22 protein-coding genes are annotated in these 23377 nt (G+C 70.2%); 12 read left to right on the forward strand and 10 right to left on the reverse strand.

What is annotated here, in order from left to right; all coding sequences use genetic code 11:
- Nucleotides 1–3: 3 nt before the first annotated feature.
- From ACQP0P_RS09325 to ACQP0P_RS09340, 4 genes are all read right to left on the reverse strand, one after another.
- On the reverse strand, nt 4–927 hold the full coding sequence (locus ACQP0P_RS09325; protein WP_433381781.1) for an AAA family ATPase: 924 nt from the start codon (nt 925–927) through the stop codon (nt 4–6).
- 101 nt (nt 928–1028) lie between these two features.
- Complete coding sequence (locus ACQP0P_RS09330; RefSeq protein WP_433373590.1) at nt 1029–2204, reverse strand: DUF4350 domain-containing protein; 1176 nt, start codon at nt 2202–2204, stop codon at nt 1029–1031.
- Nucleotides 2201–2857: a DUF4129 domain-containing protein gene (locus ACQP0P_RS09335; RefSeq protein ID WP_433373593.1), complete on the reverse strand. Its 657-nt coding sequence runs from the start codon at nt 2855–2857 to the stop codon at nt 2201–2203. The genes ACQP0P_RS09330 and ACQP0P_RS09335 overlap by 4 nt, the downstream gene beginning before the upstream one ends.
- The gene (locus ACQP0P_RS09340) at nt 2842–3867 is read right to left on the reverse strand and encodes a hypothetical protein (protein ID WP_433373596.1); all 1026 of its coding nucleotides are present in this window, start codon (nt 3865–3867) and stop codon (nt 2842–2844) included. Before ACQP0P_RS09340 ends, ACQP0P_RS09335 begins: the two co-directional genes overlap by 16 nt.
- 595 nt (nt 3868–4462) lie before the next feature.
- On the opposite strand from ACQP0P_RS09340, the gene mtrA reads away from it, so the two are divergent.
- The 6 genes from mtrA (at nt 4463) to ACQP0P_RS09370 (ending at nt 11452) form a co-directional block, all read left to right on the forward strand.
- On the forward strand, nt 4463–5140 hold the full coding sequence (mtrA, locus tag ACQP0P_RS09345) for an MtrAB system response regulator MtrA (protein ID WP_030907316.1): 678 nt from the start codon (nt 4463–4465) through the stop codon (nt 5138–5140).
- 24 nt (nt 5141–5164) lie between these two features.
- Nucleotides 5165–6904, forward strand: coding sequence for an MtrAB system histidine kinase MtrB (gene mtrB, locus ACQP0P_RS09350; protein WP_433373599.1), 1740 nt, complete (start codon nt 5165–5167; stop codon nt 6902–6904).
- Complete coding sequence (locus tag ACQP0P_RS09355) at nt 6894–8681, forward strand: LpqB family beta-propeller domain-containing protein (RefSeq protein ID WP_433373600.1); 1788 nt, start codon at nt 6894–6896, stop codon at nt 8679–8681. The genes mtrB and ACQP0P_RS09355 overlap by 11 nt, the downstream gene beginning before the upstream one ends.
- 105 nt (nt 8682–8786) lie before the next feature.
- Complete coding sequence (locus tag ACQP0P_RS09360) at nt 8787–9491, forward strand: ComF family protein (RefSeq protein WP_433373603.1); 705 nt, start codon at nt 8787–8789, stop codon at nt 9489–9491.
- A 520-nt stretch (nt 9492–10011) separates the two neighbouring features.
- Nucleotides 10012–10653 carry a ribosome hibernation-promoting factor, HPF/YfiA family gene (gene hpf / locus ACQP0P_RS09365; RefSeq protein WP_433373606.1) on the forward strand — a complete coding sequence of 214 codons (642 nt, stop codon included), beginning with the start codon at nt 10012–10014 and terminating at the stop codon, nt 10651–10653.
- 94 nt (nt 10654–10747) lie between these two features.
- A complete protein-coding gene (locus tag ACQP0P_RS09370) occupies nt 10748–11452 on the forward strand; it encodes a response regulator (protein WP_030907303.1) in 705 nt (234 codons plus the stop codon).
- Between the two features lie 148 nt (nt 11453–11600).
- Here ACQP0P_RS09370 and ACQP0P_RS09375 read toward each other — a convergent pair whose 3' ends face one another.
- Together ACQP0P_RS09375 and ACQP0P_RS09380 are read right to left on the reverse strand one after the other, a co-directional pair.
- Nucleotides 11601–12788: a winged helix-turn-helix domain-containing protein gene (locus ACQP0P_RS09375; RefSeq protein ID WP_433373609.1), complete on the reverse strand. Its 1188-nt coding sequence runs from the start codon at nt 12786–12788 to the stop codon at nt 11601–11603.
- 134 nt (nt 12789–12922) lie between these two features.
- Nucleotides 12923–13168, reverse strand: a complete 246-nt coding sequence (locus ACQP0P_RS09380) for an HGxxPAAW family protein (protein ID WP_433373612.1) — start codon at nt 13166–13168, stop codon at nt 12923–12925.
- Nucleotides 13169–13420: 252 nt separating this feature from the next.
- Here ACQP0P_RS09380 and secA point away from each other — a divergent pair, with 252 nt between their 5' ends.
- A complete protein-coding gene (gene secA, locus ACQP0P_RS09385; RefSeq protein ID WP_433373615.1) occupies nt 13421–16234 on the forward strand; it encodes a preprotein translocase subunit SecA in 2814 nt (937 codons plus the stop codon).
- A 44-nt stretch (nt 16235–16278) separates the two neighbouring features.
- Here secA and ACQP0P_RS09390 read toward each other — a convergent pair whose 3' ends face one another.
- The 3 genes from ACQP0P_RS09390 to ACQP0P_RS09400 form a co-directional block, all read right to left on the reverse strand.
- On the reverse strand, nt 16279–16788 hold the full coding sequence (locus tag ACQP0P_RS09390; RefSeq protein ID WP_433373618.1) for an Rv3235 family protein: 510 nt from the start codon (nt 16786–16788) through the stop codon (nt 16279–16281).
- Between the two features lie 216 nt (nt 16789–17004).
- Entirely contained in the window at nt 17005–18372 is a 1368-nt protein-coding gene (locus tag ACQP0P_RS09395; protein WP_433373620.1) for a PTS transporter subunit EIIC, read from the reverse strand.
- A 49-nt stretch (nt 18373–18421) separates the two neighbouring features.
- Nucleotides 18422–19162: a GntR family transcriptional regulator gene (locus tag ACQP0P_RS09400; protein ID WP_030907291.1), complete on the reverse strand. Its 741-nt coding sequence runs from the start codon at nt 19160–19162 to the stop codon at nt 18422–18424.
- A 159-nt stretch (nt 19163–19321) separates the two neighbouring features.
- Here ACQP0P_RS09400 and ACQP0P_RS09405 point away from each other — a divergent pair, with 159 nt between their 5' ends.
- From ACQP0P_RS09405 to ACQP0P_RS09425, 5 genes are all read left to right on the forward strand, one after another.
- Nucleotides 19322–20356, forward strand: a complete 1035-nt coding sequence (locus ACQP0P_RS09405) for an SIS domain-containing protein (protein WP_433373623.1) — start codon at nt 19322–19324, stop codon at nt 20354–20356.
- 217 nt (nt 20357–20573) lie between these two features.
- Entirely contained in the window at nt 20574–20810 is a 237-nt protein-coding gene (locus tag ACQP0P_RS09410) for a glucose PTS transporter subunit EIIB (RefSeq protein ID WP_433373625.1), read from the forward strand.
- 42 nt (nt 20811–20852) lie between these two features.
- Nucleotides 20853–21308 (forward strand): PTS sugar transporter subunit IIA, encoded by a 456-nt coding sequence (locus ACQP0P_RS09415; protein WP_433373628.1) that lies wholly within the window; start codon nt 20853–20855, stop codon nt 21306–21308.
- 121 nt (nt 21309–21429) lie between these two features.
- On the forward strand, nt 21430–21687 hold the full coding sequence (locus ACQP0P_RS09420) for an HPr family phosphocarrier protein (protein ID WP_433373631.1): 258 nt from the start codon (nt 21430–21432) through the stop codon (nt 21685–21687).
- 86 nt (nt 21688–21773) lie between these two features.
- Nucleotides 21774–23093, forward strand: a complete 1320-nt coding sequence (locus ACQP0P_RS09425) for a glycoside hydrolase family 3 protein (RefSeq protein ID WP_433381784.1) — start codon at nt 21774–21776, stop codon at nt 23091–23093.
- 130 nt (nt 23094–23223) lie between these two features.
- Here the strand turns inward: ACQP0P_RS09425 and ACQP0P_RS09430 are convergent, their stop codons facing one another.
- The gene (locus ACQP0P_RS09430) at nt 23224–23349 is read right to left on the reverse strand and encodes a hypothetical protein (RefSeq protein WP_433373633.1); all 126 of its coding nucleotides are present in this window, start codon (nt 23347–23349) and stop codon (nt 23224–23226) included.
- Between the last annotated feature and the right edge of the window lie 28 nt (nt 23350–23377).

Consider the following 23377-nt stretch of genomic DNA (forward strand, 5'->3'; position numbering starts at 1 on the left):
GGGTCAGCGGGGTACGGGGACGGAGGCGAGGACGGCGTCGATGAGGCCGTCGGCGGTTGCGCCCTCCAGCTCGGCCTCGGGGCGTAGCTGGATCCGGTGCCGCAGCGCGGGCCTGGCCAGTGCCTTGACGTCGTCGGGCGTCACGTAGCCGCGGCCCGACAGCCATGCCCAGGCCCGTGCCCCGGCCAGCAGCGCGGTCGCGCCACGCGGCGAGACGCCGAGCTGGAGCGAGGGCGACTGGCGGGTGGCCCTGGCGATGTCCACGATGTAGCCGAGCACCTCGGGGCCCACGTGCACCTGGCTGACCGCCGCGCGTCCCGCGGCGAGGTCGGCGACGGTGGCCACGGCCCTGATGTGCGACAGGTCGCGCGGGTCGAAGCCGAGCGCGTGCCGCTCCAGCACCGCGATCTCCTGGTCGCGGGGCGGCAGCGGGACGGTCAGCTTGAGCAGGAACCGGTCGAGCTGCGCCTCGGGCAGCTGGTAGGTGCCCTCGTACTCGACGGGGTTCTGGGTGGCGGCCACGATGAACGGGTCCGGCAGCCCGCGCGCCGCCCCCTCCACGCTGATCTGGCGCTCCTCCATCGCCTCCAGCAGCGCGGCCTGCGTCTTCGGAGGGGTTCTGTTGATCTCGTCGGCGAGCAGCAGGTTGGTGAAGACCGGACCCTCGCGGAACTCGAACTCCGAGGTCTTCGCGTCGTAGATCAGCGAACCGGTGATGTCGCCCGGCATGAGGTCGGGGGTGAACTGCACGCGCTTGAAATCGAGCGAGAGCGCCGCCGCCAGGGTCCGTACCAGCAGGGTCTTGGCGACGCCCGGCACGCCTTCGAGCAGCACGTGGCCCCGGCAGAGCAGTGCGATCACCAGCCCGGTGACCACGGCGTCCTGGCCGACGACCGCCTTGGCGACCTCGGCGCGCAGGGCTCCCAGCGCCTCCCTGGCGCCGTCCGCGCTCTGCGCGGCGGGTGCGCCGGGCGCGGTCCTGACGACGGAGGTCGCCTCGGCGAGATCGCCGTTCCCCGGTGGTGTGGTCACGACTTTCCGACCTGCCTTTCCACGATGTCCATGTATTCGGCCAGGGCTACCAGCCCCGCCTCGTCGAGTGGCGGAGGTCCGTACAGGGCGGCGCCCACATGTGGCGCCGGCTGGCCGGTCCGCTCGGCGATCGCGTTCACCAGCGCGTCGGCTCCCGCCCCCGAGGGCAGCCCGAGACGGGGGGTCACCCGGTCGGTGAAGCCGGCGCGCAGGGCCGCGGCGGCCCGGTCGCGGGCCCGCCTCGCACGATAGAGCCTGGCACGTCCCTCGACGGTCTCGGCCGCCCTGACGACGACGGGCAGCCGCTCGGCCACCACGGGACCGAGCCTGCGGCCCCGCCAGAGCGCCAGCAGCAGCACCGCGACGAACACCTGCACCACGGCCCACCTGATCCCTTCGGGAACCAGGTCGTAGAAACCGGCCCGGCCCTCCGCCGGCGGGGCGGTCTCGGGGGCCGTCAGCCAGATCAGGGTGGGCCGGCCGCCGGCGAGGTTCATCGCCAGCGCGGCGTTGCCGTCCTCGGCGAGCCGCAGGTTGGTCATGAACTGCCCGTCGCCCGTGACGGTGACCTTCCGGTCCCCGGTGGGGTGGACGACCAGGGTGGGCCGCCCGTCGGCGGGGTAGCAGCCGGTCGCCCCGGCGGGCAGGGTGAACGCCGTGCCGCCGAGGTAGGCGCTGCCCGCCCTTGTCGCGGCCGGCAGCGCGCACCGGGGCTCGCGGGAGCGCGCCCGCACCTCCCGCGCCGGGCTCACCCCCGGCGCGAGCCGCTCCAGATGTGACCGTACGCCCACCAGCAGCAGGTCCGACGGTGTCGCGGCGAGCCGATCCGCCTCCGCCTCGTCGAGCGGGGAGATGTCGCTCACCAGCAGGGTGCTACCGATGGAACCGGCCTGCCTGGCCTGGGACTCGGCCTCGGCGACCGAGGTGACCCGCGCGACCCGCACCCCCCGTGCCTGCAGCAGCCGGGCCAGGCCCTTGCCGCCGGACAGTGAGGTGTCGGCGGGGTCGAGAGGCCTGCCCTCCTGGCCGGAGCCGCCGAGCAGCACGCCGGTGACGGCGACGGCGACCACCAGGATCGCCACCAGGAGAGCGCCCCTGCCACCGCGCCAGAGGCCGCGGGCGGTCGGTGAGGTGGAGGTCGACCCGGCTCGCTCGGGCGCGGCCAGGCTCATGGCGTCTCCATCCGTACGGGCGGCGCCGGGCGGGCGGCGCGCAGGTGCTCGTCGAGAGCGCACATGACCTGGTACGCCTCGGGCGTGCCGGGCACCTCGCCGTAGGTCACGTCGTCGAACACCCGGGCCGCCGCGGTCAGTTCGGCGGCGAGCGCGGGTAGCGCGCGCCCGGCCTCGGTGGCCAGCTCCCCGGCGGTGCGGCCGGGCGTGGAGTCGACGATCACGCGGTCCTCCAGGTCGCGGGCGACGGCCCGGAGCCGCTCGCGGACCGCCTCGGCCCACCGCGCCGCCACGGCCAGCCGCTCGGCGGCCTCGCGGTGTTCGGCGGCGGTGAGGCGGCGGTCACCGAAGAGACCCTCCGTGCGCGCGAAGGTGCCCCTGGCGGTCCTGCGGGCGACCAGGAACACCGCGACGATGATCCCGATCACGATCACGATGAGGACGGCCCGCGCCGCCAGGCTGCCGACGACGCCCGCGGACTCCTGGTCGAGCAGGTCGCCGAGGAACTGGTTCACCCCCCGCCAGAGGCGGTCGACCAGGGGCTCCTTGGCGTACTCGGCTCCGAGCAGCTCCTGGATCGCCCGGCGTCGAGCCTCCTCGCGCTCGATGTCGATCGGGGACGTCAGGAACGGGAACGTCAGGAGTGGGACCACGGAGCTCCCTGATCGGGGAACCCATGCCGCGCGGGGCCGGTGGGCGTGACGGAGGGGTCCCACAGGTCGTCGGCCGAGGCGTGCACCCAGCCCTGCCGCCGCTGCTCGATCGCCGCGGTCTGAAGCACCAGGTCGAACGCCTCGGTGCGCATCCGCCGGTCGGCGTAGAGCAGGCCGTTGACCGCGGCCTGGAAGGGATAAGTGATCATCGCGCCGACGGTGGCGCCCACGGCGATGAGGACCGCCGTGGCGATCTGCGCCCCGAGGGAACCTCCGCCCAGGAGGCCCAGGAGGCTCCCGCCCAGGGTGAACGGGAAGGAGAGCACCGTGCCGACCAGACCGGCGATGATCTGGGTGAGCAGCAGGATGCCGAGTGTCCGCCAGAAGCCGCCGGAGACCAGGTTCCAGGACCTGCGCAGGGAGTCGACGACGCCGAGCCGCTCCAGCACCGCGGCCGCGGGGGCGAGCGCCAGCCGGGTGGTGATGAACAAGGCGTACGCCACGAAGGCCAGCAGTGCCAGCAGGCCCACGATGACCACCACGGAGAGTTCGGCACCGGCCGCGTCGAGCGCGGCGAACAGTCCGACGATCAGGAGCAGCGGGGCGAGCAGGGCCACCGTGCTGACGATTACCAGCCCGAACAGCGTGGGCACCCGGCTCCGGGTCAGCGTCCAGGCCTCGCCCGCCGTCATCCTGCCGCCGAAGACGGCGCGGCCCAGGATGCGCGTCAGCACGCCGGTCAGCAGCGTCACCGCCACGAGCTGTACCGCGTAGGAGAGCAGGGCGCCGCCGTACTGGGCGAGGAAGCTCGCCTCCGGGAGGTTCTCCAGAGGCGTCGCGCCGGAGCCCAGTAGGAGCGCCTCCCCGATCGCCAAGGGGATCGCGCTCAGCGCCGCGGCGATCGCGGACAGGCCCAGGACGCTCTTGGGGTTGGAGCGGATCAGCTTGATCGCGCCGTCCAGGATGTCGCCCAGGCCGAGCGGGCGCAGCGGGATGATCCCTGGGCGCATCGCGGGGGGCTCCTGGCGCACGCCGTAGGGCGGCGGGCCGTAGGGCGGTGAGCCAGGGGGCGGCGGGCCGTAGGGCCCCTGCCGGTGCGGTGCCTGGCCGTGGGGCGGCCCGGAAGGCGGCGGGCCCGCGGGGGAGCCGGGGGCCGAGCCGGGTGCGGTCCACGGCGATCCCGGGGCATCGCCGTACGGCGGAGGTTGGTTGGACGCCCAGCCCGGGGGCGTACCGGGAGCGGAGCCGTGACCGTCTGACATATCCCAATCCTGGCATGTGGTCACACCGTTCGTGGTGATCGGGCGATCACGCGGACGTTTCATCTCCCCGGAGAGCGGCGGAGATGCCAGAGGGATGGCCGAGACGCCGTCGTTTACCGCAGACTGGGACCGTGGTCATCGCCGCCCGGCGTTCGCAGTCGCCGGGACCGACGGTGACCGTGCGGGGGCACCATTGCGCGCTTCACGTTGTGTGCGCCTAAAGTTCGTCATTTGGAAGGCTGGTCGTCGACCGGTGTCATCTACTTGACGGGCAAGGGTAATCTTCGACGACCGAGCGGTTTATCCCAATAACTCCCGAACTGCGTAAACCGAATGAGGGGCCATGAAAGGACGCGTGCTGGTCGTCGACGACGACGCCGCTCTCGCCGAGATGCTCGGTATCGTGCTGCGCGGGGAGGGTTTCGAACCTTCCTTCGTCTCCGATGGTGACAAGGCGCTCGACGCGTTCCGCGACACTCGGCCGGATCTTGTACTGCTCGACCTGATGCTGCCCGGCGCCGACGGGATCGACGTCTGCCGCCGGATCCGGGCCGAGTCCGGGGTGCCGATCGTCATGCTGACGGCCAAGAGCGACACCATCGACGTGGTGCTCGGCCTGGAGTCCGGGGCCGACGACTACATCGTCAAGCCCTTCAAGCCCAAGGAGCTCGTCGCCAGGGTGCGGGCCAGGCTGCGCCGCACCGACGAGCCGACGCCGGAGATCCTGCAGATCGGCGACATCACCATCGACGTTGCCGGGCACTCGGTCAAGCGGGAGGAGGAGACCATAAACCTCACCCCGCTGGAGTTCGACCTGCTGGTCGCCCTCGCCCGCAAGCCGCGCCAGGTCTTCACCCGCGAGGTCCTGCTCGAACAGGTCTGGGGCTACCGCCACGCGGCCGACACCCGCCTGGTCAACGTGCACGTCCAGCGACTGCGAGCGAAGATCGAGAAGGACCCGGAGCATCCCGAGATCGTCGTGACGGTCCGGGGGGTCGGTTACAAGGCCGGCCCGGCCTAGCCGAGACTCCCCCCGGAGCCCGAGATGCCTCCCGCGCCGAAGAAACGCCGTCGCACCCCGCGCCAGCTGCTGCGGGGTGTCCGGCGTCGTACCCGGCGGGCGGCCGGGAGGGCGCGCCGTGTCTTCTGGCGCTCGCTCCAGCTGCGCGTGGTCACCAGCACGATGGTCATCTCCATCGTGGTCGTCGCCGTGCTCGGCGTCTTCCTCATGCAGCAGATCGTCAGGACCACCCTGGAGACCAGGGAGAGCGCGGCGAAGAGCGAGGCCCAGGCCGACAGGAACGCGGTGCTCGGCTATCTCAACCAGCCGGTCGAGGCCGCCAAGCAGCCCGTCGAGTCGGGCCAGGCACTCCAGCCCGGGGGAAGCGGCCCGCTCAGCCAGGCCACCGAGGCGCTCGCGCGGCGGGCCGGGTCCGCCAGCCGTTACTCGGTGATCATCCGTAACGAGGGGCTGCCGGGGGAGTTCTACGGCACCACGAACATCGATCCGGTCAGCATCCCGGCCAGGCAGCGCGACGAGCTGTTCAAGAAGGAGGCGGGCGAGGACAGCACCTGGTACACCCCGCTGTACTACAAGGGGCAGCCCGACCAGCCGGTGCCCGGGATGATCATCGGCACCCGCCTCGACACCTGGGGGACCAGGCTCGACTCGTCGTACGAGATCTACCACCTCGTCCCGCTGGACAAGGAGGAGAAGACACTCGCCTCCGTCCAGCAGATGATCATCCTTGTCGGCGCCGGCCTCGTGCTGCTGCTGGCCGCGATCTCCTCCCTGGTCACCCGCCAGGTCGTCACGCCGGTGCGGCTGGCCAGGCAGGCCGCCGAGCGGCTGGCCGCGGGGCGCCTGGACGAGCGTCTGAAGGTCCGCGGCGAGGACGACCTGGCCCGCCTGGCCACCTCCTTCAACGAGATGGCCGCCAACCTGGCACTGAAGATCCACCAGCTGGAGGAACTCTCCCAGGTCCAGCGGCAGTTCGTCTCGGACGTCTCGCACGAACTGCGCACCCCGCTGACCACCGTGCGGATGGCCGCGGACCTGCTCTACGACGCCCGCGAGGACTTCGACCCGATGGCGGCCAGATCGGCCGAGCTGATGCAGAACCAGCTCAACCGGTTCGAGGCGATGCTCGCCGACCTCCTGGAGATCAGCCGCTACGACGCGGGCGCGGCCGACCTCGACGTCGACTCGGTGGACGTCAGGGATGTGGTGCTCCGCGCCGTCGCCGACTCCGAGGCGCTGGCCGAGCGCCACTCCACCCGCTTCGACCTGCGCCTGCCCGGCGAGCCCTGCATGGCGGAGATGGACAGCCGCAGGGTCGAGCGCATCCTGCGCAACCTGCTGTTCAACGCGATAGAGCACGGCGAGGGCCGGGACATCGTCGTCTCGGTCGCCGCCGACAGGGACGCGGTGGCGGTGGCGGTACGCGACCACGGGGTGGGGTTGAAACCCGGCGAGGAGAACCTGGTCTTCGACCGGTTCTGGCGGGCCGACCCGTCCAGGGCGCGCACGATCGGCGGTACGGGACTGGGCCTGGCGATCTCCAGGGAGGACGCCATCCTGCACGGCGGCTGGCTGCAGGCCTGGGGCTCGCACGGGGAGGGGTCGCAGTTCCGGCTCTCGCTGCCCAGGGTGGCGGGGGCGGTCCTGCGGGGCTCGCCGCTGCCGCTGGTACCGCCGGAGGTGGAGATGCGCCGCACGTGGCGGGGGCACATGACGCCGGTGCTGTCGCCGGCGGTGGCCGACGGGGGACGCGATGCGGACTGAGAACGTGCGGAAGGCGGGGACGGCGATCCTGGCCGTCACCCTGGTCTGCGGGGCGTCGGCCTGCTCGGTCATCCCCACCGGGGGCAAGTCCGTCGTCGCCGTCGACAACGAGCGCAAGGGCAACCCGCTGGACAACCCGTACGCGCGGGTCATCGCCATGCCGCCGAAGGCCGCGTGGTCGCCGGAGGAGGTCGTCACCGGCTTCCGCGCCGCGATGGCGAGCCCCGACGACCCCGACTTCCAGGTCGCCCGCCGATACCTCACCGGTGACTTCGCGGACAAGTGGAACCCGCACAGCGGCGTCACGGTCTACCGGCAGGGCGACTACGAGAAGTTCGCGCCGCTCCGGGAGGAGGACAAGCATGCCCAGGTCACGCTCAAGGGCACTAAAACCGCCATCATCGATCAGGATGGCCGTTACCGTCCGAGCGGCGGCCCCCTGAACCAGCCCTTCACGCTCGCCAAGGAGGCGGGCGGTGAGTGGCGCATCAGCGCGGCCCCCGACGGGCTCCTGCTCTCCGAGGCCGACGTCGCCCGCGGCTACCTCCCCGTGGATCTCTATTTCCTCGACTCCCACTGGAAGGGGTTGGTGGTCGATCAGGTGCGGGTACCGATCGACCCGGCCGCCAACTTCGCCAAGACGACCGTGGAGCGGCTGCTCCGGGGACCGAGCAGCTCCCTCAAGGGCTCGGTGCGCTCCGCCCTCGCCGACACCGAGCTCATCGACGTCACCACCGAGAACAACCGGGTCGTCGTCGACCTCACCAGGCGGGTGGACCCCGACCTGATCGACCCGATGTCGGCCCAGCTCGCCGCGACGCTCACCGCGCTCACCAAGGGCGGCTGGGGGTTCGAGGTCAAGGTCAACGGCGAGTCGTACTACGCCGACACGCCGCTGCAGATCGACGCCCAGGAGCAGTCGAACTTCGACCCGTGGACGATCCCCGACGCCGTCACCTCGTTCTATCTCGCCGACGGCGCCCTGTGGCTGCTGGACAAGGAGAACGTCGGGCGGCCGGTGCCGGGCAGGGCCGGCCAGCAGAGGAACGGGCTCACCCGCCCGGCGATCAGCGGCCAGCCGGTGCAGCAGGTGGCGGCGCTCGCCCAGGACGGCAGGAGCGTCTCCGTCGCGCCGCTCGCCGCGGGCGGCGAGTGGCGGGTGTGGGCCACGGGCGAATCCCTCATCCAGCCGTCGTGGGACCGCTACAACACGCTCTGGACCGTCGACCGGCCCAACGACCACACCTCGATCGTGACCAGGCACGACGGTGACAACAAGCACCGTTACCGGGTGTCGGCCCCCGACCTGGAGACGGTCTACGTCAAGTCGCTGAAGGTCGCACGGGACGGCGTGCACGTCGCGGTGGTGGTCAAGGACGGGCTGGGCGAGCAGGTCCACGTCGGCACCGTCATCGGTGAGCGGGAGAACACGCGCATCGCCAACCTCCAGATCGTGGTGGACAGCGAGGGCAAGCGGACGATCGAGGACATAGCCTGGAAGGACGGCAAGACCCTCTACGCGCTCACCGGCAAGTCGGAACTGCTGGAGGCGTCGGTCACCGCCGAGCCGAAGCCCCTGGCCTTCGACTCGCGGATAGGGATAGAGAGCATCACCGCGCTGGACAGCATCCTGCTGGCCGGGGCCAAGGACGACCAGGGCAACCGGCAGGTCCTCTACTGGACCTCCACCAAGTGGGAGCCGCTGGTCAAGAACGAGACCGGTTCGACGGACTTCACCGAGAACGGCCCGTCCTCGCCGGCCTTCCCCCTGGGCTGAGCCGCCTTGACCACGGGCCGCCTCAGGCCTCCTGAGGCGGGGGCGAGATCCCGGCCGGTGCCCTGGGCTGGGCTTTTTGTCGGTGCGATATGACACCTTGGGCTGGTGACGACCGCCATGCTCGACCTGATCCTGCCGCCCCGCTGCGCCGGATGCGACGCGCCGGGCTCCCTCGTCTGTCCCCGCTGCGCGGCGGAGCTGCACGGAACGCCCGCGCGCCGGATGCCCGACCCCGCCCCGCCGGGCCTGCCGGAGTGCTGGTCGGCGGCCGAATACACCCCCGCCGTACGGCGGGCGGTCATCGCCTACAAGGAGCGCGGCCGCACGGCCCTCGCCCCTCCCCTGGCCGGGGCCCTCGCCCTGGCCGTCGCCACGGCGGCCGGCGAGCGGCCGGTGCTGCTCGTGCCGGTGCCCAGCGCCCGAGCGGCCCACCGGCGCCGCGGGCACGATCCGGTGGCCAGGCTCGCGGAGCTGGCGGCCGGTTGCCTCCGCCAGGCCGGCTGGCCCGCGACCGTGGCGAGGGTTCTCGCCCAGCGGCGGCGTGTCGCCGACCAGGCGGGGCTGAGTTCGCTCCAGCGGGCCGCGAATCTGTCCGCGGCCTTCTCGGTCACGGTCGGCCGCAACGCGCCTGTGCCGCGCTCCTGGGGTGGCACAGAGGTGATTGTGCTGGTCGACGACATCGTCACCACCGGAGCGACGCTCGCGGAGGCGGCGAGGGCGATGCGCGAGGTCGGTGTGACGCCGTCCTTCGCCGCCACGGTCGCCGCGACACGCCGGAGAGCCCGAACCGGCGAACGTGACAGAGGGTAAAGAGCGGTTCGACGTCCCATCTCACTCCAGCGCCACACCTCACTGTCTCGATCGCGCCTTCTGGGCTGCTCAACGGTGGCGAGCAGCCCTCGCCTCCGGCACCGCCCACCCATGGGGACAGGGTCTCTGATGATCGGCCGCCAGGCTGTGAACCACACAAAGTGATCCTTGACCCGATCCCCAAGCTGACATTCGGCCGGGATGCGGATAGCGTCTGAGCCATGGCACCCGCTCGGGTCCGTGGTTGCGCCGGACCGACCTCCGACAGGAGGCCGGCACGGCTAGCCGATGCCAGCCGCAGGCCAAACGGTCCACGTAAGACGACTTTTCGTCGATCGATCACGGTGCGGCTTAGAGGTAAGTCCTGCCTTCCCGGGGAGCCAGATGTTCCTCGCCAGAAGAGAAGGGCATGTAGTGGCAAAGAGCTGCGAAACCCTCAGCAGGCGGATGTGGGGACGAAGACCAGGTCGGCCGAGCGGGTGCCGCAGTACCACCGTCGAGATTCGAAGGGGGGCCGTGCATGGAGATCATCGTCAAGGGTCGGCACACCGGAGTGAGTGACCGATTCCGTGACCACGTGAACACCAAGCTGGCCAGGATCGAGCGTTTGGACCACAAGCTCATTCGCGTTGACGTGGAGGTGTCCAAGGAACGTAATCCCCGTATCGTCGATCAGCGAGAGCGCGTCGAGCTCACCATTCATTCACGTGGTCCAGCGGTCCGGGCGGAGGCCTCGGCCGACGACCGTTTCGCCGCCCTTGACATCGCACTCGGCAAGCTCGAAGGACGGCTGCGGCGCCTCGCCGACCGGAGGAAGATCCATCACGGCAACCACTGCCCCCCCTCGGTCGCCGAACTGACGGCCACCGCGCTCGCGGAGACGTTCGAGAGCGTCCCGGACCGGTCGCTCACCGAGCAGGCAGAGGCCGACCTTTCCGAGGACAAGACCATCATCCCGATCCAGATGGACGGAGACGGGCCGTTGATGGTCAGGGAGAAGTTCCACAAGGCCGATCCCATCACGATCGACCAGGCACTTCTCGAGATGGAATTGGTGGGGCACGACTTCTACCTGTTCCGTGACAAGGAGAGTGGGCAGCCGAGCGTCGTATACCTGCGTCAGGGGTACAACTACGGCGTGCTGCGGCTCGTCGAGCCCTGACGGACGCGCTCAAAGATCCTCTCCGACCAACCGAGGACCATGAAACCCGTGTAATCATGGCGGTCCACCGGCTCTGGCCCCCCGAGGAGGAGGCGTGACGGAACCCGACGACGCAACCAGCTCGACCGGACGCGGCGAACCGATCCGCGTGCTGATCGTTGACGATCACGCGCTGATCCGCCGCAGTCTGGAGATGGCGCTGGCCGCGGAGACGGACATCGAGGTTGTCGGCGAGGCGAGCGACGGGCAGGAGGCGGTCGAGCTCGCCGACCGCCTCACTCCGGATGTCATGCTCATGGACGTCCGGATGCCACGGAGAAGCGGTATCGAGGCCACTCGTGAGATCAAGGCCTCGGTGCCGAGCACGCGGATCATCATGTTGACCGTGAGTGACGAGGAAGAAGATCTCTTCGAGGCGATCAAGGCGGGGGCCACCGGCTACCTGCTGAAGAACGTCCAGCTCGACGAGGTGCCGGAGGCCGTACGCGGTGTCCACGAGGGACAGTCGCTGATCAATCCGGCGATGGCCGCCAAGCTCATCAGCGAGTTCGCCAGCATGAGCCGCAAGGAGGCCGAGCGGCCCCCACAGCTCCCCGTCCCGCGCCTGACCGATCGGGAGATGGAGGTGCTCCGCCTGGTCGCGAAGGGGATGAACAACCGCGAGATCGCCAAGCAGCTGTTCATCTCCGAGAACACCGTGAAGAACCACGTCAGGAACATCCTGGACAAGCTCCAGCTCCACTCCCGGATGGAGGCGGTGGTCTACGCGGTCCGCGAGCGGATGCTTGAGATCACCTGACCCACCCCCGGTGCGGTGACCGCGGGACGGTCACCGCACCCGTGCCGCCGTACGAGTGCGACGGCCGGGGCCTTGCGGCGCCCGGGCGGCTCAGCGGCCCGACGGCTCAGCGTCACGGCTCAGCGAGGCCGGCCCGGTGCGCCCGTGCTCAGCGCACCCGGCTCAGGGCGTCCTGAAGGGGGCCGGCCAGCAGGGGATCCACCCGCTCGACCCGGACGGCGTCGCAGCCGACCCAGCTCGCCGCCTCGCGGAGCGCCTCGGCCAGCGAGGTCGCGCCCCTGCCGGGCGTGACGCCGGGTTCAAGGCTCACCTGGCGGGCCACCAGGGTGGAACCCTCGCGGGCGGGGTCGACACGCCCGATCAGCCGACCTCCGGCCAGGACCGGCATCGTGAAGTAGCCGTGGACGCGCTTCTCCTTGGGAACGTACGCCTCAAGGCGGTGGGTGAAACCGAACACGCGGGCGGTGCGCGCGCGATCCCAGACGAGGGAGTCGAACGGGGAGAGCGGGGTCGTACGGTGCCGGCCCCTGGGCTCGGTCTCCAGCGCGGTGGGATCGGCCCAGGCGTCGGCGGCGCGCTCGGGCCATTCGGGGACGCGGACGGGGACCAGCCCGGCGGACCCGTCGCGCAGGCACCTGTCGAGCAGCAGCGCCTCGGGCGCCTTCAGACGCAGGAAGTCGACGAGGTCGGCGCGGGTGGCCACCCCGAGCGCGCGCCCGGCGATGCCGGCGAGCCGGGTGACGCACTCGGCGTCGGACGGCTCCTCGGCCAGCAGGTGCCCGGGGACCGTGCGCTCGGCCAGGTCGTAGACGCGGCGCCAGCCCACCCGGCGCGTGCAGACGACCTCGCCGGTGTCGAGCAGCCACTCAATGGCGATCTTGGAGTCGGACCAGTCCCACCACGGGCCGCCCTTCTTGGCTCCGCCGATGTCGGCGGTGGTGATCGGGCCGCTCTCGCGGACCCGTTGCAGCACCTTGTCGACACTGTCCGGCACCTCGTGCCAGCGGAACTTCCTGGCCCGGAAATGCCTCCGCCTGAAGGCGTACAGCGGCCAGTCGCCGATCGGCAGGACGCAGGCGGCATGACACCAGTACTCGAAGGCCCTGGCGGGCTCGTCCCAGTAGGCCCGCTCGACCTCCCGCCTGCCGACGGCGCCGAGGCGGGCGTACGCGACCAGTTCGTGGGAGCGGGCCAGCACGGAGATCGTGTCGAGCTGGACGGCACCCAGGCGGCGCAGGGCCGCGGGGGCGCCGCCGCGTCGGGACTCCGCGCCGAGGAACCCCTGAGCGCGGAGGATGATACGACGGGCCTCGTCTGAAGAGAGGGAGAGCTTCATTGACCGCCCCGGGAGGAGACAACACGGTGTGCGGCTGAGGCTAGCGTCTGACACCGACGAAAATGCTATGCAGGTGTCAGAACATCGCCGGACGGGGTGGATCCTGGTCGGGTGCGGGCGAACCCCACCCGGCGTCAGCCGAGGACGCCCCGGGCGCTCTGGTCGCGCGTCGTGCGGGGCCCGTCCACGACGACGTCCTGGAAGACCCGGAAGACCGGCATCAGGATGACCCCGATGGCGCAGACCGTCGTGCCCGCCCACAGGAGAAACCAGTCGGGACCCATGCAGAGGCCGGTTCCGGCGGCGGCGAACCCCAACATGATCACGGTCACCGTCAGCCAGGATGACGCCCTGCCCCAGTGGTTCTCCCTCGCCGTCACGGGCTCTCCCCTCTGGGGGCGGTGTCGTGTCCACACGATCACCTAATGCGGACATGACAAAAGACGACATACCCTTTGAAGTTGGCCGTACTCTCTCAAAGAAGCGGGCAAGGAACTCCACAGGCCACAAGAGCGTCTTTCAGGGTGGCTGTGTCTGGTGGCGGAACCGCCTACGATGGCAGCGGAGAACCATGTCTCGTCCTCAGCCGGGCCGGTCCGGCCGCGGAAGACCTGCGAGGAGCTTTACCTAAAGTGCCAGCCTTTCTCGATAAGATTCTTCGCGCCGGCGAAGGCAAGCTTCTGCGTAAGCTCAAGCGGATCGCCGACCAGGTCAACTCCATTGAAGACGACTTCACGAGCCTGACCGATGCCGAGCTTCGCGCGCTGACCGCCGACTACAAGCAGCGCTACATCGATGGTGAGTCTCTCGACGACCTGCTTCCCGAGGCCTTCGCCACCGTTCGCGAGGCGTCCCGGCGGGTGCTGGGCAAGCGCCACTTCGACGTGCAGATCATGGGCGGGGCCAACCTGCACATGGGCAACATCTCGGAGATGCGCACCGGTGAGGGCAAGACCCTCACCTGTACGCTGCCCACCTACCTCAACGCCATCTCGGGCAAGGGCGTCCACGTCATCACGGTCAACGACTACCTGGCCAAGCGTGACGGCGACGAGATGGGCCGCATCCACCGCTTCCTCGGTCTCGAGGTCGGCGTGATCCTGGCCAACATGCCCTCCGACGAGCGCCGCAAGCAGTACAACGCCGACATCACGTACGGCACGAACAACGAGTTCGGCTTCGACTACCTGCGCGACAACATGGCGTGGTCGCTGGAGGAGTGCGTCCAGCGCGGTCACCACTTCGCCGTCGTCGACGAGGTCGACTCGATCCTCATCGACGAGGCCAGGACGCCGCTGATCATCTCAGGGCCCGGTGAGCAGTCCGGCAAGTGGTACTCCGAGTTCGCCAAGATCGTTCCCCGGCTCCGCAGGGGCACCGAGGGCAAGGACGGCGAGGAGAACACCGGCGACTACGCCGTCGACGAGAAGAAGCGCACGGTCGGCATCTTCGAGTCCGGTGTGGAGAAGGTCGAGGACTGGCTCGGCATCGAGAACCTCTACAAGCCCGAGCACACCCACCTGGTCGGCTTCCTCAACAACGCGCTGAAGGCCAAGGAGCTCTACCGGAAGGACAAGGACTACATCGTCGTCGACGGTGAGGTCCTGATCGTCGACGAGTTCACCGGTCGCGTCCTGCACGGCCGCCGCTACAACGAGGGCATGCACCAGGCCATCGAGGCGAAGGAAGGCGTCAAGATCAAGGACGAGAACCAGACTCTCGCCACGATCACGCTGCAGAACTACTTCCGCCTCTACGAGACGCTCTCCGGCATGACCGGCACCGCGGCGACCGAGGCCAACGAGTTCCACCAGACCTACAAGCTCGGCGTCGTCCCGATCCCGACGAACCGGCCGATGATCCGCAAGGACCAGGCCGACGTGGTCTACAAGACCGAGGACGCCAAGTTCCTGGCCAGCGTCGAGGACATCAAGGAGCGCTACGAGAGGGGCCAGCCGGTCCTGGTCGGCACCACGAGCGTCGCCAAGTCCGAGCGCCTGGCCAAGGAGCTCAAGCGCAAGGGCGTCAAGCACGAGGTCCTCAACGCGAAGAACCACGCCCGTGAGGCCGCGATCATCGCCGAGGCGGGCCGCAAGCACGCCGTCACCGTGGCCACCAACATGGCCGGTCGAGGCACCGACATCATGCTCGGCGGCAACCCTGACTTCCGTGCCGACCTGGAGCTGCGTAGCCGCGGCCTTGACCTGGTCGAGACCCCGGAGGAGTACGAGAAGGCCTGGGGCGAGGCGCTGGAGAAGGCCAGGGAGGCCGTGAAGGCCGAGCACGACGAGGTCACCGAACTCGGCGGCCTCTACGTCCTGGGCACCGAGCGGCACGAGTCGCGGCGCATCGACAACCAGCTCCGCGGCCGTTCCGGCCGTCAGGGAGACCCGGGCGAGTCGCGCTTCTACCTCTCGCTTGAGGACGACCTCATGCGCCTGTTCAACTCGGCCAGGGTCGAGATGATCATGACGCGCCTCAACATCCCGGACGACGTACCGATCGAGTCGGGCATCGTCTCGAAGGCCATCGCCTCCGCGCAGCACCAGGTCGAGCAGCAGAACTTCGAGATCCGCAAGAACGTTCTGAAGTACGACGAGGTCATGAACCGGCAGCGCAAGGTGATCTACGCCGAGCGCCACCGGGTGCTGGAGGGCGCGGACCTGCACGAGCAGATCCGCGGCTTCGTCAACGACGTGATCGACGAGTACATCGCGGGTGCCACCGCCGAGGGCTTCGCCGAGGAGTGGGACCTCGACAAGCTGTGGAAGGCGCTCGGCCAGCTCTACCCGATCAGCATCACCGCCGACGGGCTCATCGAGGAGGCCGGGGGCCGCGAGGAGCTCACCGCCCAGGTCCTCAACGAGCGGGTGAAGGCCGACGCGATGGCCGCCTACGACCGTCGCGAGGAGGAGATCAACGCGCAGGCCATGGACCCGGAGGGCATGCGGGTGCTGGAGCGCCGCGTCATCCTGTCGGTTCTCGACCGCAAGTGGCGCGAGCACCTGTATGAGATGGACTACCTCCAGGAGGGCATCGGCCTGCGCGCGATGGCTCAGCGCGACCCGCTGATCGAATACCAGCGCGAGGGCTTCGAGATGTTCTCCCAGATGCTTGAGGGCATCAAGGAGGAGTCGGTCGGCTACCTGTTCAACCTTGAGGTCGAGGTGCAGAGCAACCCGATCGTCGAGGAGGCCGAGCCCTCCGAGGACGCGGCGATCGCGGAGACCCGCTCGATCATCGCCCGTGGCCTGCGTGGCCCGCAGCGCCCCGCCGAGCTGGAGTACACGGCTCCGGGTGAGAGCGGTGAGGTGGAGCACACCCGGATCAGCACCAAGGCCGAGCGTGACGCGTACGGCAACGTCGAGCGCAACGCGCCGTGCCCCTGCGGTTCCGGCAAGAAGTACAAGCGCTGCCACGGCGACCCCAGGAACGTCGAGGTCTGATCGCTGACCGGAGGGCCCGCACCTGGTGCGGGCCCTCCGGCGTGTCAGGGAGTCGTCTCGAACTCGGTGCAGAGCCACCGCACGCCCCTGCGCTCCAGCCTGAGCGCCAGGACGCGTGAGCGGTCACCGCAGTCGACCACGGCGCACATCTCCACCACCCCGTCCTCGGGCTGGGAGATGTGGGCCCTGCCCGCCCGGGGCGGGCGCGCGCTATTGATGATCTTCCCGCTCCTGGTCAGTTCGGCCTGGGCCCTGCCGGTCAGGTGACAGGAGACGCTCGCCGGCGGCCGCCTGCCGGCCAGGATCTCGGCGACGGCCTGCGCGAGGGCGCGCAGCCGCCGCTCGTCGGGGATCGCCCCCGGCGGGCCCCAGATCAGCGGCCTCCCGGTCGGAGGTGCCGGAGCCTCGGGTTCGAGGGCGAGGGCGAGGGTTCCCTGCACGTACGGAGGCATGGCCGGGATGTCCGTCGCGGGGCGGTCCTCGTCGTAGGGCGGCTCGGCGGCGGGGGACGGCGCGATCCGGGGGAGCGGTGCCGGACGTCGTGGGGGCGACATGGGTGACTCCGATTGGGCTCGGCTTGCGGGGGGAGAAACTGACACTTGAAGGAGTTTCCGGCCCACTGCCCAGATACGCGGTCCGCCAGCTTTCTGAAAATCCCGGTCGGTTCGTCCCTTCGGGCGGAGAAGGTGACCTTGAGCTGGAGTGGTCTATCCCTGAGGGGGGCGGGTTCCGGCCCGAGCCGTGATCTTCGCTGGACGGCCGAAACCGCTTCAGGAGCCGGGCGGCCCGGTGTCAGGGCCGCCAGGCGCCGCACCGGAGGGCGCGGCCGGCTCGCCGGAGTCGATGTCGGGTTCGAGCTCGCGGCCGGGGGTCATGATGTTCAGCTTCCTGATCAGGAAGCTGAACACGGAGTAGTAGATCACCGCGTAGACCAGCCCCATCACGATGATGATCGGTATCCCCCGGGCGTTGGGCGCGGTCCCGTACAGGCCCAGGTCGATCAGCCCTGAGGAGAAGCTGAAGGCGAGCTTGGCGCCCAGGGCGGAGGCGAGGGCCATGGAGATGCCGGTCAGCACGATGTGGATCACGAACAGCACCGGAGCCACGAAGATGAAGGCGAACTCGATCGGCTCGGTGATCCCGGTGAGGAAGGCGGTGAGCGCCGCGGAGATCATGATCGAGCCGACCGTGGTGCGCCGGTGCGGCGGTGCGGCCCGCCAGATGGCGATCGCGGCGGCCGGCAGGCCGAACATGAGGACCGGGTAGAAGCCGGCCTCGAAGCCGCCGTAGCCGACGGCGCCGCTGTTGAAGCAGATCAGGTCCCCGGCGAGTTTCTTGCCGTCGACCACGCATTCGGGGACCTGGGTCCAGATCACGTTGTTGACGATGTGGTGCATGCCGAGGGGGAGCAGGGCACGGTTGATCATGCCGTAGATCCCGGCGCCGAGTTCGCTGTTGGAGGCGAGCCAGGTCCCGGAGGCGCGGACCCAGCCGCCGAGCACCGGCCAGACGAAGCCAAGGAACACCCCGATCACGAGCCCGGCGAAGGCGGTGAGGATCGGCACCAGGCGGCGCCCGCCGAAGAAGGCCAGCCAGGTCGGCAGCTTGGTGCGGTGGTAGCGCTGCCAGAGCAGTGCGGAGACCAGGCCCATGATGATGCCGCCGAGCACCCTGGTCGGGTTCTGCGCGCCGAGGTCGAGCACCACGCTGGGAACGCCAGGGGTGGCCCGCTCGAACACCTCGGTGGTGATGGACTCCCTCAGGTCGGCGTCGAACAGGATGAAGAACATGTTCATGCTGACGGCATGGAAGATCAGATAGCCGACAAGCGCCGCCAGGGCGGTGGAGCCGTCGGCCTTGCGGGCGAACCCGATGGCGACACCGATCGCGAACAGGATGGGCAGGTTGTCGAAGAGCGCGCCACCCGCCGTGCCGACGACGCGGGCCACATCGTCGAGCAGGACGCTGTCGGTCCGGCCGAGGAGGTCGTCCCGTCCGAGCCTGAACAGCAGGCCCGCGGCGGGCAGGACCGCGATCGGCAGCATCAGAGAGCGTCCCAGGCGCTGGAGCACGCTCATCGCGGCGGACCCGGGCCGGTGGGCGGCGGGCAGGCCCGCGTCCGCCGAGGGGGGACTCATCGGGCTTTCCTCCAGGGGGTGGGAGGGAGGAGTGCGGCGAAGGGTGGGGTCAGGCGCGGCGGGTCGGTAGCTCCAGGATCGTACGGAGCTGGTAGCGGTCGGCGCGATAGGTGGAGACCCCGAGTTCGGCGCAGACGCCTCCCGCGTAGGAGCGCCGCTGCAGCAGCAGCACGGCCCCGCCGCGTGGCAGCTTCAGCAGGTCGGCGTCGCCGGGGTCGGCGATGCCACCGTCGATGGTGAGCTCGCCGGCGTCGAGCACCAGGCCGTAGCGGGTCTCCAGCAGGGCGTAGAGGGAGCGGCCTGTCAGGTCGTGGGTGTCGAGGTCGGGGGCGATGGAGACGGGAATGTGCGCCCGCTCGATGCACATGGGCTCGCCCGCCGCGGTCCGCAGCCGTTCGATGAAGTGGACCTCGTCGCCCGGCTGGATGCCGAGCTCCCTGGCCAGGTGCGCGCTGGCCCTGACCACCCGGCGGTCCAGGTCGCGGGAGCCGGGTTCCATGCCCCTGGCGCGCATCTCCTCGCTGAAGGAGGTCAGCCGCAGGGCCATCTCGATCTTGGGACGGGCCACGAAGGTGCCCTTGCCGGCGACCCGCTGGAGCCTGCCCTCGGAGACCAGGTGGTCGACGGCCTGTCGGACGGTCATCCGGGACAGGCCGAAGCGCTGGCAGAGCTCGCGCTCGGACGGGATCGCGGTGCCGATCGCCAGCTCGTTGTTCTCGATGAGATCGAGCAGGATCTCCCGCAGCTGGAAGTACTTGGGCACCGGGCTGTCCGGATCGATCTGGGCCACAGGATCCTCCCCCCTCGATCTGAGGTGGCTGATGAGTTATGGTTCGTACTGGTCTAGTCCGGACTAGACCACAGGCCGGAAAAGGGTGTCAACGTACGGACCGGAGACGGATCGATAACGGCCCGATCTCGTCCGTCCGAGCCGAAGGATGAGCGCGAGATGACGACCAAGATGCGCAGCGAGATAGCCGAGCAGCCCGCCGCGTTGCGAGCCACGCTCGATGCCCTCCTCCCCAGGGTCGGGGAGGTGGAGCGGCTCGCGGGGCAGACCCGCCAGCTGCTGTTCATCGCCCGTGGCACCTCCGACAACGCCGCAGTCTACGGCCGTTATCTGGCCGAGGCGCACACGGGCAGGCTCTCCACGCTCGCCGCCCCCTCGATCGCCACCACCTACCGGCGCAGGCTGGACCTCGACGGCGTGCTGGCCGTCGCCCTCTCCCAGTCGGGCAGGACCGAGGAGATCGTCGAGACCCTCGCCTGGGCGAAGGACTGTGGCGCCCGGACCGTGGCCATCACCAACGGCGGAGAGCAGAGCCCCCTGGCCCAGGCCGCGGACCTCGCCCTGTGCACGGTGGCGGGCGAGGAGAAGGCCGTCCCCGCCACCAAGACCTACACCACCCAGCTCGCCGCCCTCGCCGTACTCGCCCTCGGTCTCGGCGCGGACGTCGATCCCGGTGACCTGCGGCGGGTCCCGGACGCGGTCGAGAAGCTGGTCGGCGACCCGGGCGACCTGGAGGCGATCGTCGAGGGGCTGGCGGACAAGCCCGGCGTCGTGGTCTCCGGCCGGGGGCTGGCCTTCTCCACCGCGCTGGAGCTGGCGCTCAAACTCAAGGAGGCGTGCTACCTGCACGCCATGGGCCTGTCGTACGCGGACCTGCTGCACGGCCCGATCGCCGTGGTCGACTCCGACACCCCGGCGATCCTGGTCGCGGCGGGCGAGGGCCCGACCCTGGCCGGCACCGTGGCGCTCGCCGAGCGGGTGACCGGCGCGGGAGCCTCGGCCTACACGGTCGGCGGCGGTACCGCGCTCTCCTCGGTCTCCACCGCCGCGCTGAACGGTCCCGACCTGCCCGAGTGGGTCGCGCCACTGGGCCTGATCGTCCCCGGTCAGCTGCTCACCGAGGCGCTCGCGCGCAGGCTGGGGATCGACCCGGACGCCCCGCGTGGTCTCAACAAGGTGACCCAGACCGACTGATCGCGATACCTCCTCTAGGTCCTGTCCTGCGGATCTTGCCGTGGCGAGGATCGGTCAGGTGGTGTCTCGCAAGGCGGAGGAGGGAGCCGCGGCGTGCCGCGGTGACCGACGACAACGCGGCGAGGCGCCGCCTGGCCGTAGGGGGCAAAAGATCCGCAGGACAGGGCCTAGCCTGCCCATAGCCCTGGGGACAGGGTGATCACAACTGGAGGGCGACATGGCGGCCGACGCCGACGCGATCATCGCTGGACTCGGTGGTGCGGACAACATCATCGAGATCGAACCGTGCATCACCCGGCTCCGCACCGAGGTGCGTGATGCCTCCAAGGTCGACCAGGTGGCCCTGCGGGCGGCCGGCGCGCACGGCGTGATGGTGGCCGGCGGCGTCGTACAGGTGGTGGTGGGCCCCGAGGCCGACACGATCGCCTGCGACATCGAGGACATCATCGGCTGAGGGAGGTGTTCTCGCGGACGGGGGCATGCCGAGGGGAGTGCGGTGACCACGGTTCTGGCACCGGTCGCGGGGGTGGCCGTGAGACTCGACTCGGTACCCGACCCGGTCTTCTCCGAGGGCCTGGTCGGGCCCGGCATGGCGATCGAGCCGGACAGGGCGCCCGGCCGGGTGTTCTCCCCCATCGCGGGCACCATCGTCAAGCTGCACCCGCACGCGTTCGTGGTCGTCGGCGACGACGGCAGGGGAGTCCTCGTCCACCTGGGCATCGACACGGTTCAGCTCAGGGGCGAGGGGTTCGAGCTGCTGGTCGCGGAGGGCGATCGGGTGAGCGCCGGGCAGCCGGTGGTGGCGTGGGACCCGGCCGGGATCGAAGCGGGTGGGCGCCGCCCGATCTGCCCGGTCGTGGCGCTGGACGCCGCCGCGGGCGCCGTCACCGGCCTCGCCGAGGGGGTCGTGGACGCCGGTGACCGGCTTTTCGAGTGGAGTGATCCGGCCTGACGGCCCGCGGGACCGGGAGATGGCGAAGAATGTGAAATGGTGTTGAAGTCATCGGATGGCCAAAGGACGGCAAACACACCGTGCGGTCTAGACCGGACTGTCGACTCTGAGGAGGAAACACGTGGCCGAGCGCCATGTCACCGTCACATCGAAGGTCGGCCTGCACGCCCGGCCCGCCGCGACGCTCGTGCAGGCGGCGACCAAGGCGTCCCTGGACGTCACCATCGCGAAGGGGGCCGGCTCGCCGGTGAACGCCAAGAGCATCCTGTCGGTCCTCGCACTCGACGTCAGGAGGGGGGACGTAGTGGTGATCAGGGCCGAGGGTGAGGGCGCCGAGGAGCTTCTCGACCAGTTGGCGGGCATCGCGTCGGCGCCGTGAGCCGAGGTGCCTCTGGTTCGCCGGTCGATTCGGTGCGCGGGCACCGGGACGTCCGCCCGGATAGCGTACGAGGCATGGCTCGGTGGATGCGTGTGACGGGGATCGCAGTGATCGCGACGATGGCGGCGGGGTGTGTCGGCACCGGAAGGGCCGCTCCACCGGCGTCCGGTGCGGTCGGGGGCGGTGAGTCCTCCGCGAGCGTGAGCCCGGCGGAGTCCGCGAGCCCGGCGGCCGCGCCCGCCGAGACGGCGAAGCCGTCCGGTGTGGAGGCCGTGCTCGCCTCGATGAGCCTGGAGGAGAAGGTCGGCCAGCTCTTCATGCCGGTGCTTTACGGTCAGGCGGCCGACACGGTGTCGGGGGAGAACCAGGCGCGGTTCGGCGTGGACACCGCGGCGAAGATGGTCGCCCGCTACCGCCCCGGCGGGGTGATCCTGTTCCCCTGGGCGGGCAACGTCAAGAACGTCAGGCAGGTCGTGGCGCTGACCAACGGGCTGCAGAAGGCGTCGCCGGAGATCCCGCTGCTGATCGGCGCGGATCAGGAGAACGGCCAGGTCTCCCGGCTCGCCCCGCTGGTCACCAACCTGCCGGGAGCCTCGGTCATCGGCTCGACCGGCGACCCCTCGCTGGCCCGCCGGGCCGCGGAGGTGACCGGCCGCGAGCTGCGCGTTCTGGGCATCAACCTCGACTTCGCCCCTGTCGCCGACGTCAACATCAACCCGCGCAACCCGGTGATCGGCCCGCGCGCCTACGGCTCCGATCCGAAGAAGGTCGCACCGATGGTCGCCGCCGCGGTCCGCGGCTTCCACGACGCGGGGGTCGCGGCCACGGCCAAGCACTTCCCCGGCCATGGTGACACCAGCGTCGACAGCCACACCGGTCTGCCGGTGATCAAGCACTCGCTGTCCCAGTGGAGAAGGCTGGACGCCCCGCCTTTCGCCGCCGCCATCGGCAAGGACGTCGACGCGATCATGAGTGCGCACGTCGTCATGCCGAAGCTGGACCCCTCCGGCGACCCGGCCACCCTCTCCAGGCCGATCCTGACCGGGCTGCTCAGGGAGAAGCTCGGCTTCGACGGGGTCGTCTCGACGGACGCGCTGGACATGGCGGGGGTGCGCAAGAGGTATGACGACGGGGAGGTGGCGGTACGGGCGATCCAGGCCGGGGTCGACCTGCTGCTCATGCCGCCGGACTACCGCGAGGCCCGTGGGGCGCTGCTGGCCGCCGTGAAGTCCGGGAAGATCTCCGAGGCGCGGCTCGACCAGTCCGTCCGGCGCCTGCTGAAGCTGAAGGCCGCCCGTGGCCTGCTGGAGAGGGCGCCGGTCGCCGACCCGGCCAGGGCCGAGCGGGTACTGCGCTCGGCCGGGCACCTCAAGGTCGCCCGGCTCATCAACTCGCGGGCCCGCTGAGCGAGCTTTAAGATCGCGACCGCGGTCTGGGCCCCGGTCGCCGTGGTCATGGTCGTGTTCCCGGTCATGGTTCTCTCATGGTCACGGTTCTCTCGTGGTCACGGCCGGGGGTCCGTGCCGAGGGACCGGGTCAGGCGGCCTGGAGGCTGCCGGTCCTGGCCAGTGAGACGACGAGCGACTGGATGACGCGCATGAGAAGGGCCTCGATCAGCATGACCGCGGCCTTGGCGAGCAGCGTGGAGAGGAATCCAGACATAACAACCTCACAGGGAGAAGGATCGCTT

The sequence above is a fragment of the Streptosporangium sp. CA-115845 genome (assembly GCF_050943795.1).
Lineage (GTDB): Bacteria > Actinomycetota > Actinomycetes > Streptosporangiales > Streptosporangiaceae > Streptosporangium.

Excerpts from the sequence above, each read along its gene's own strand:
- ACQP0P_RS09390 (WP_433373618.1), bottom strand. The coding sequence starts at position 16,788 with ATGTCGCCCCCACGACGTCCGGCACCGCTCCCCCGGATCGCGCCGTCC.
- ACQP0P_RS09375 (WP_433373609.1), bottom strand. The coding sequence starts at position 12,788 with ATGAAGCTCTCCCTCTCTTCAGACGAGGCCCGTCGTATCATCCTCCGC.
- ACQP0P_RS09410 (WP_433373625.1), top strand. The coding sequence starts at position 20,574 with ATGGCGGCCGACGCCGACGCGATCATCGCTGGACTCGGTGGTGCGGAC.
- ACQP0P_RS09340 (WP_433373596.1), bottom strand. The coding sequence starts at position 3,867 with ATGCGCCCAGGGATCATCCCGCTGCGCCCGCTCGGCCTGGGCGACATC.
- ACQP0P_RS09355 (WP_433373600.1), top strand. The coding sequence starts at position 6,894 with ATGCGGACTGAGAACGTGCGGAAGGCGGGGACGGCGATCCTGGCCGTC.
- ACQP0P_RS09395 (WP_433373620.1), bottom strand. The coding sequence starts at position 18,372 with ATGAGTCCCCCCTCGGCGGACGCGGGCCTGCCCGCCGCCCACCGGCCC.
- ACQP0P_RS09430 (WP_433373633.1), bottom strand. The coding sequence starts at position 23,349 with ATGTCTGGATTCCTCTCCACGCTGCTCGCCAAGGCCGCGGTCATGCTG.
- ACQP0P_RS09405 (WP_433373623.1), top strand. The coding sequence starts at position 19,322 with ATGACGACCAAGATGCGCAGCGAGATAGCCGAGCAGCCCGCCGCGTTG.
- ACQP0P_RS09425 (WP_433381784.1), top strand. The coding sequence starts at position 21,774 with ATGCGTGTGACGGGGATCGCAGTGATCGCGACGATGGCGGCGGGGTGT.
- mtrB (WP_433373599.1), top strand. The coding sequence starts at position 5,165 with ATGCCTCCCGCGCCGAAGAAACGCCGTCGCACCCCGCGCCAGCTGCTG.
- hpf (WP_433373606.1), top strand. The coding sequence starts at position 10,012 with ATGGAGATCATCGTCAAGGGTCGGCACACCGGAGTGAGTGACCGATTC.
- mtrA (WP_030907316.1), top strand. The coding sequence starts at position 4,463 with ATGAAAGGACGCGTGCTGGTCGTCGACGACGACGCCGCTCTCGCCGAG.
- ACQP0P_RS09330 (WP_433373590.1), bottom strand. The coding sequence starts at position 2,204 with ATGAGCCTGGCCGCGCCCGAGCGAGCCGGGTCGACCTCCACCTCACCG.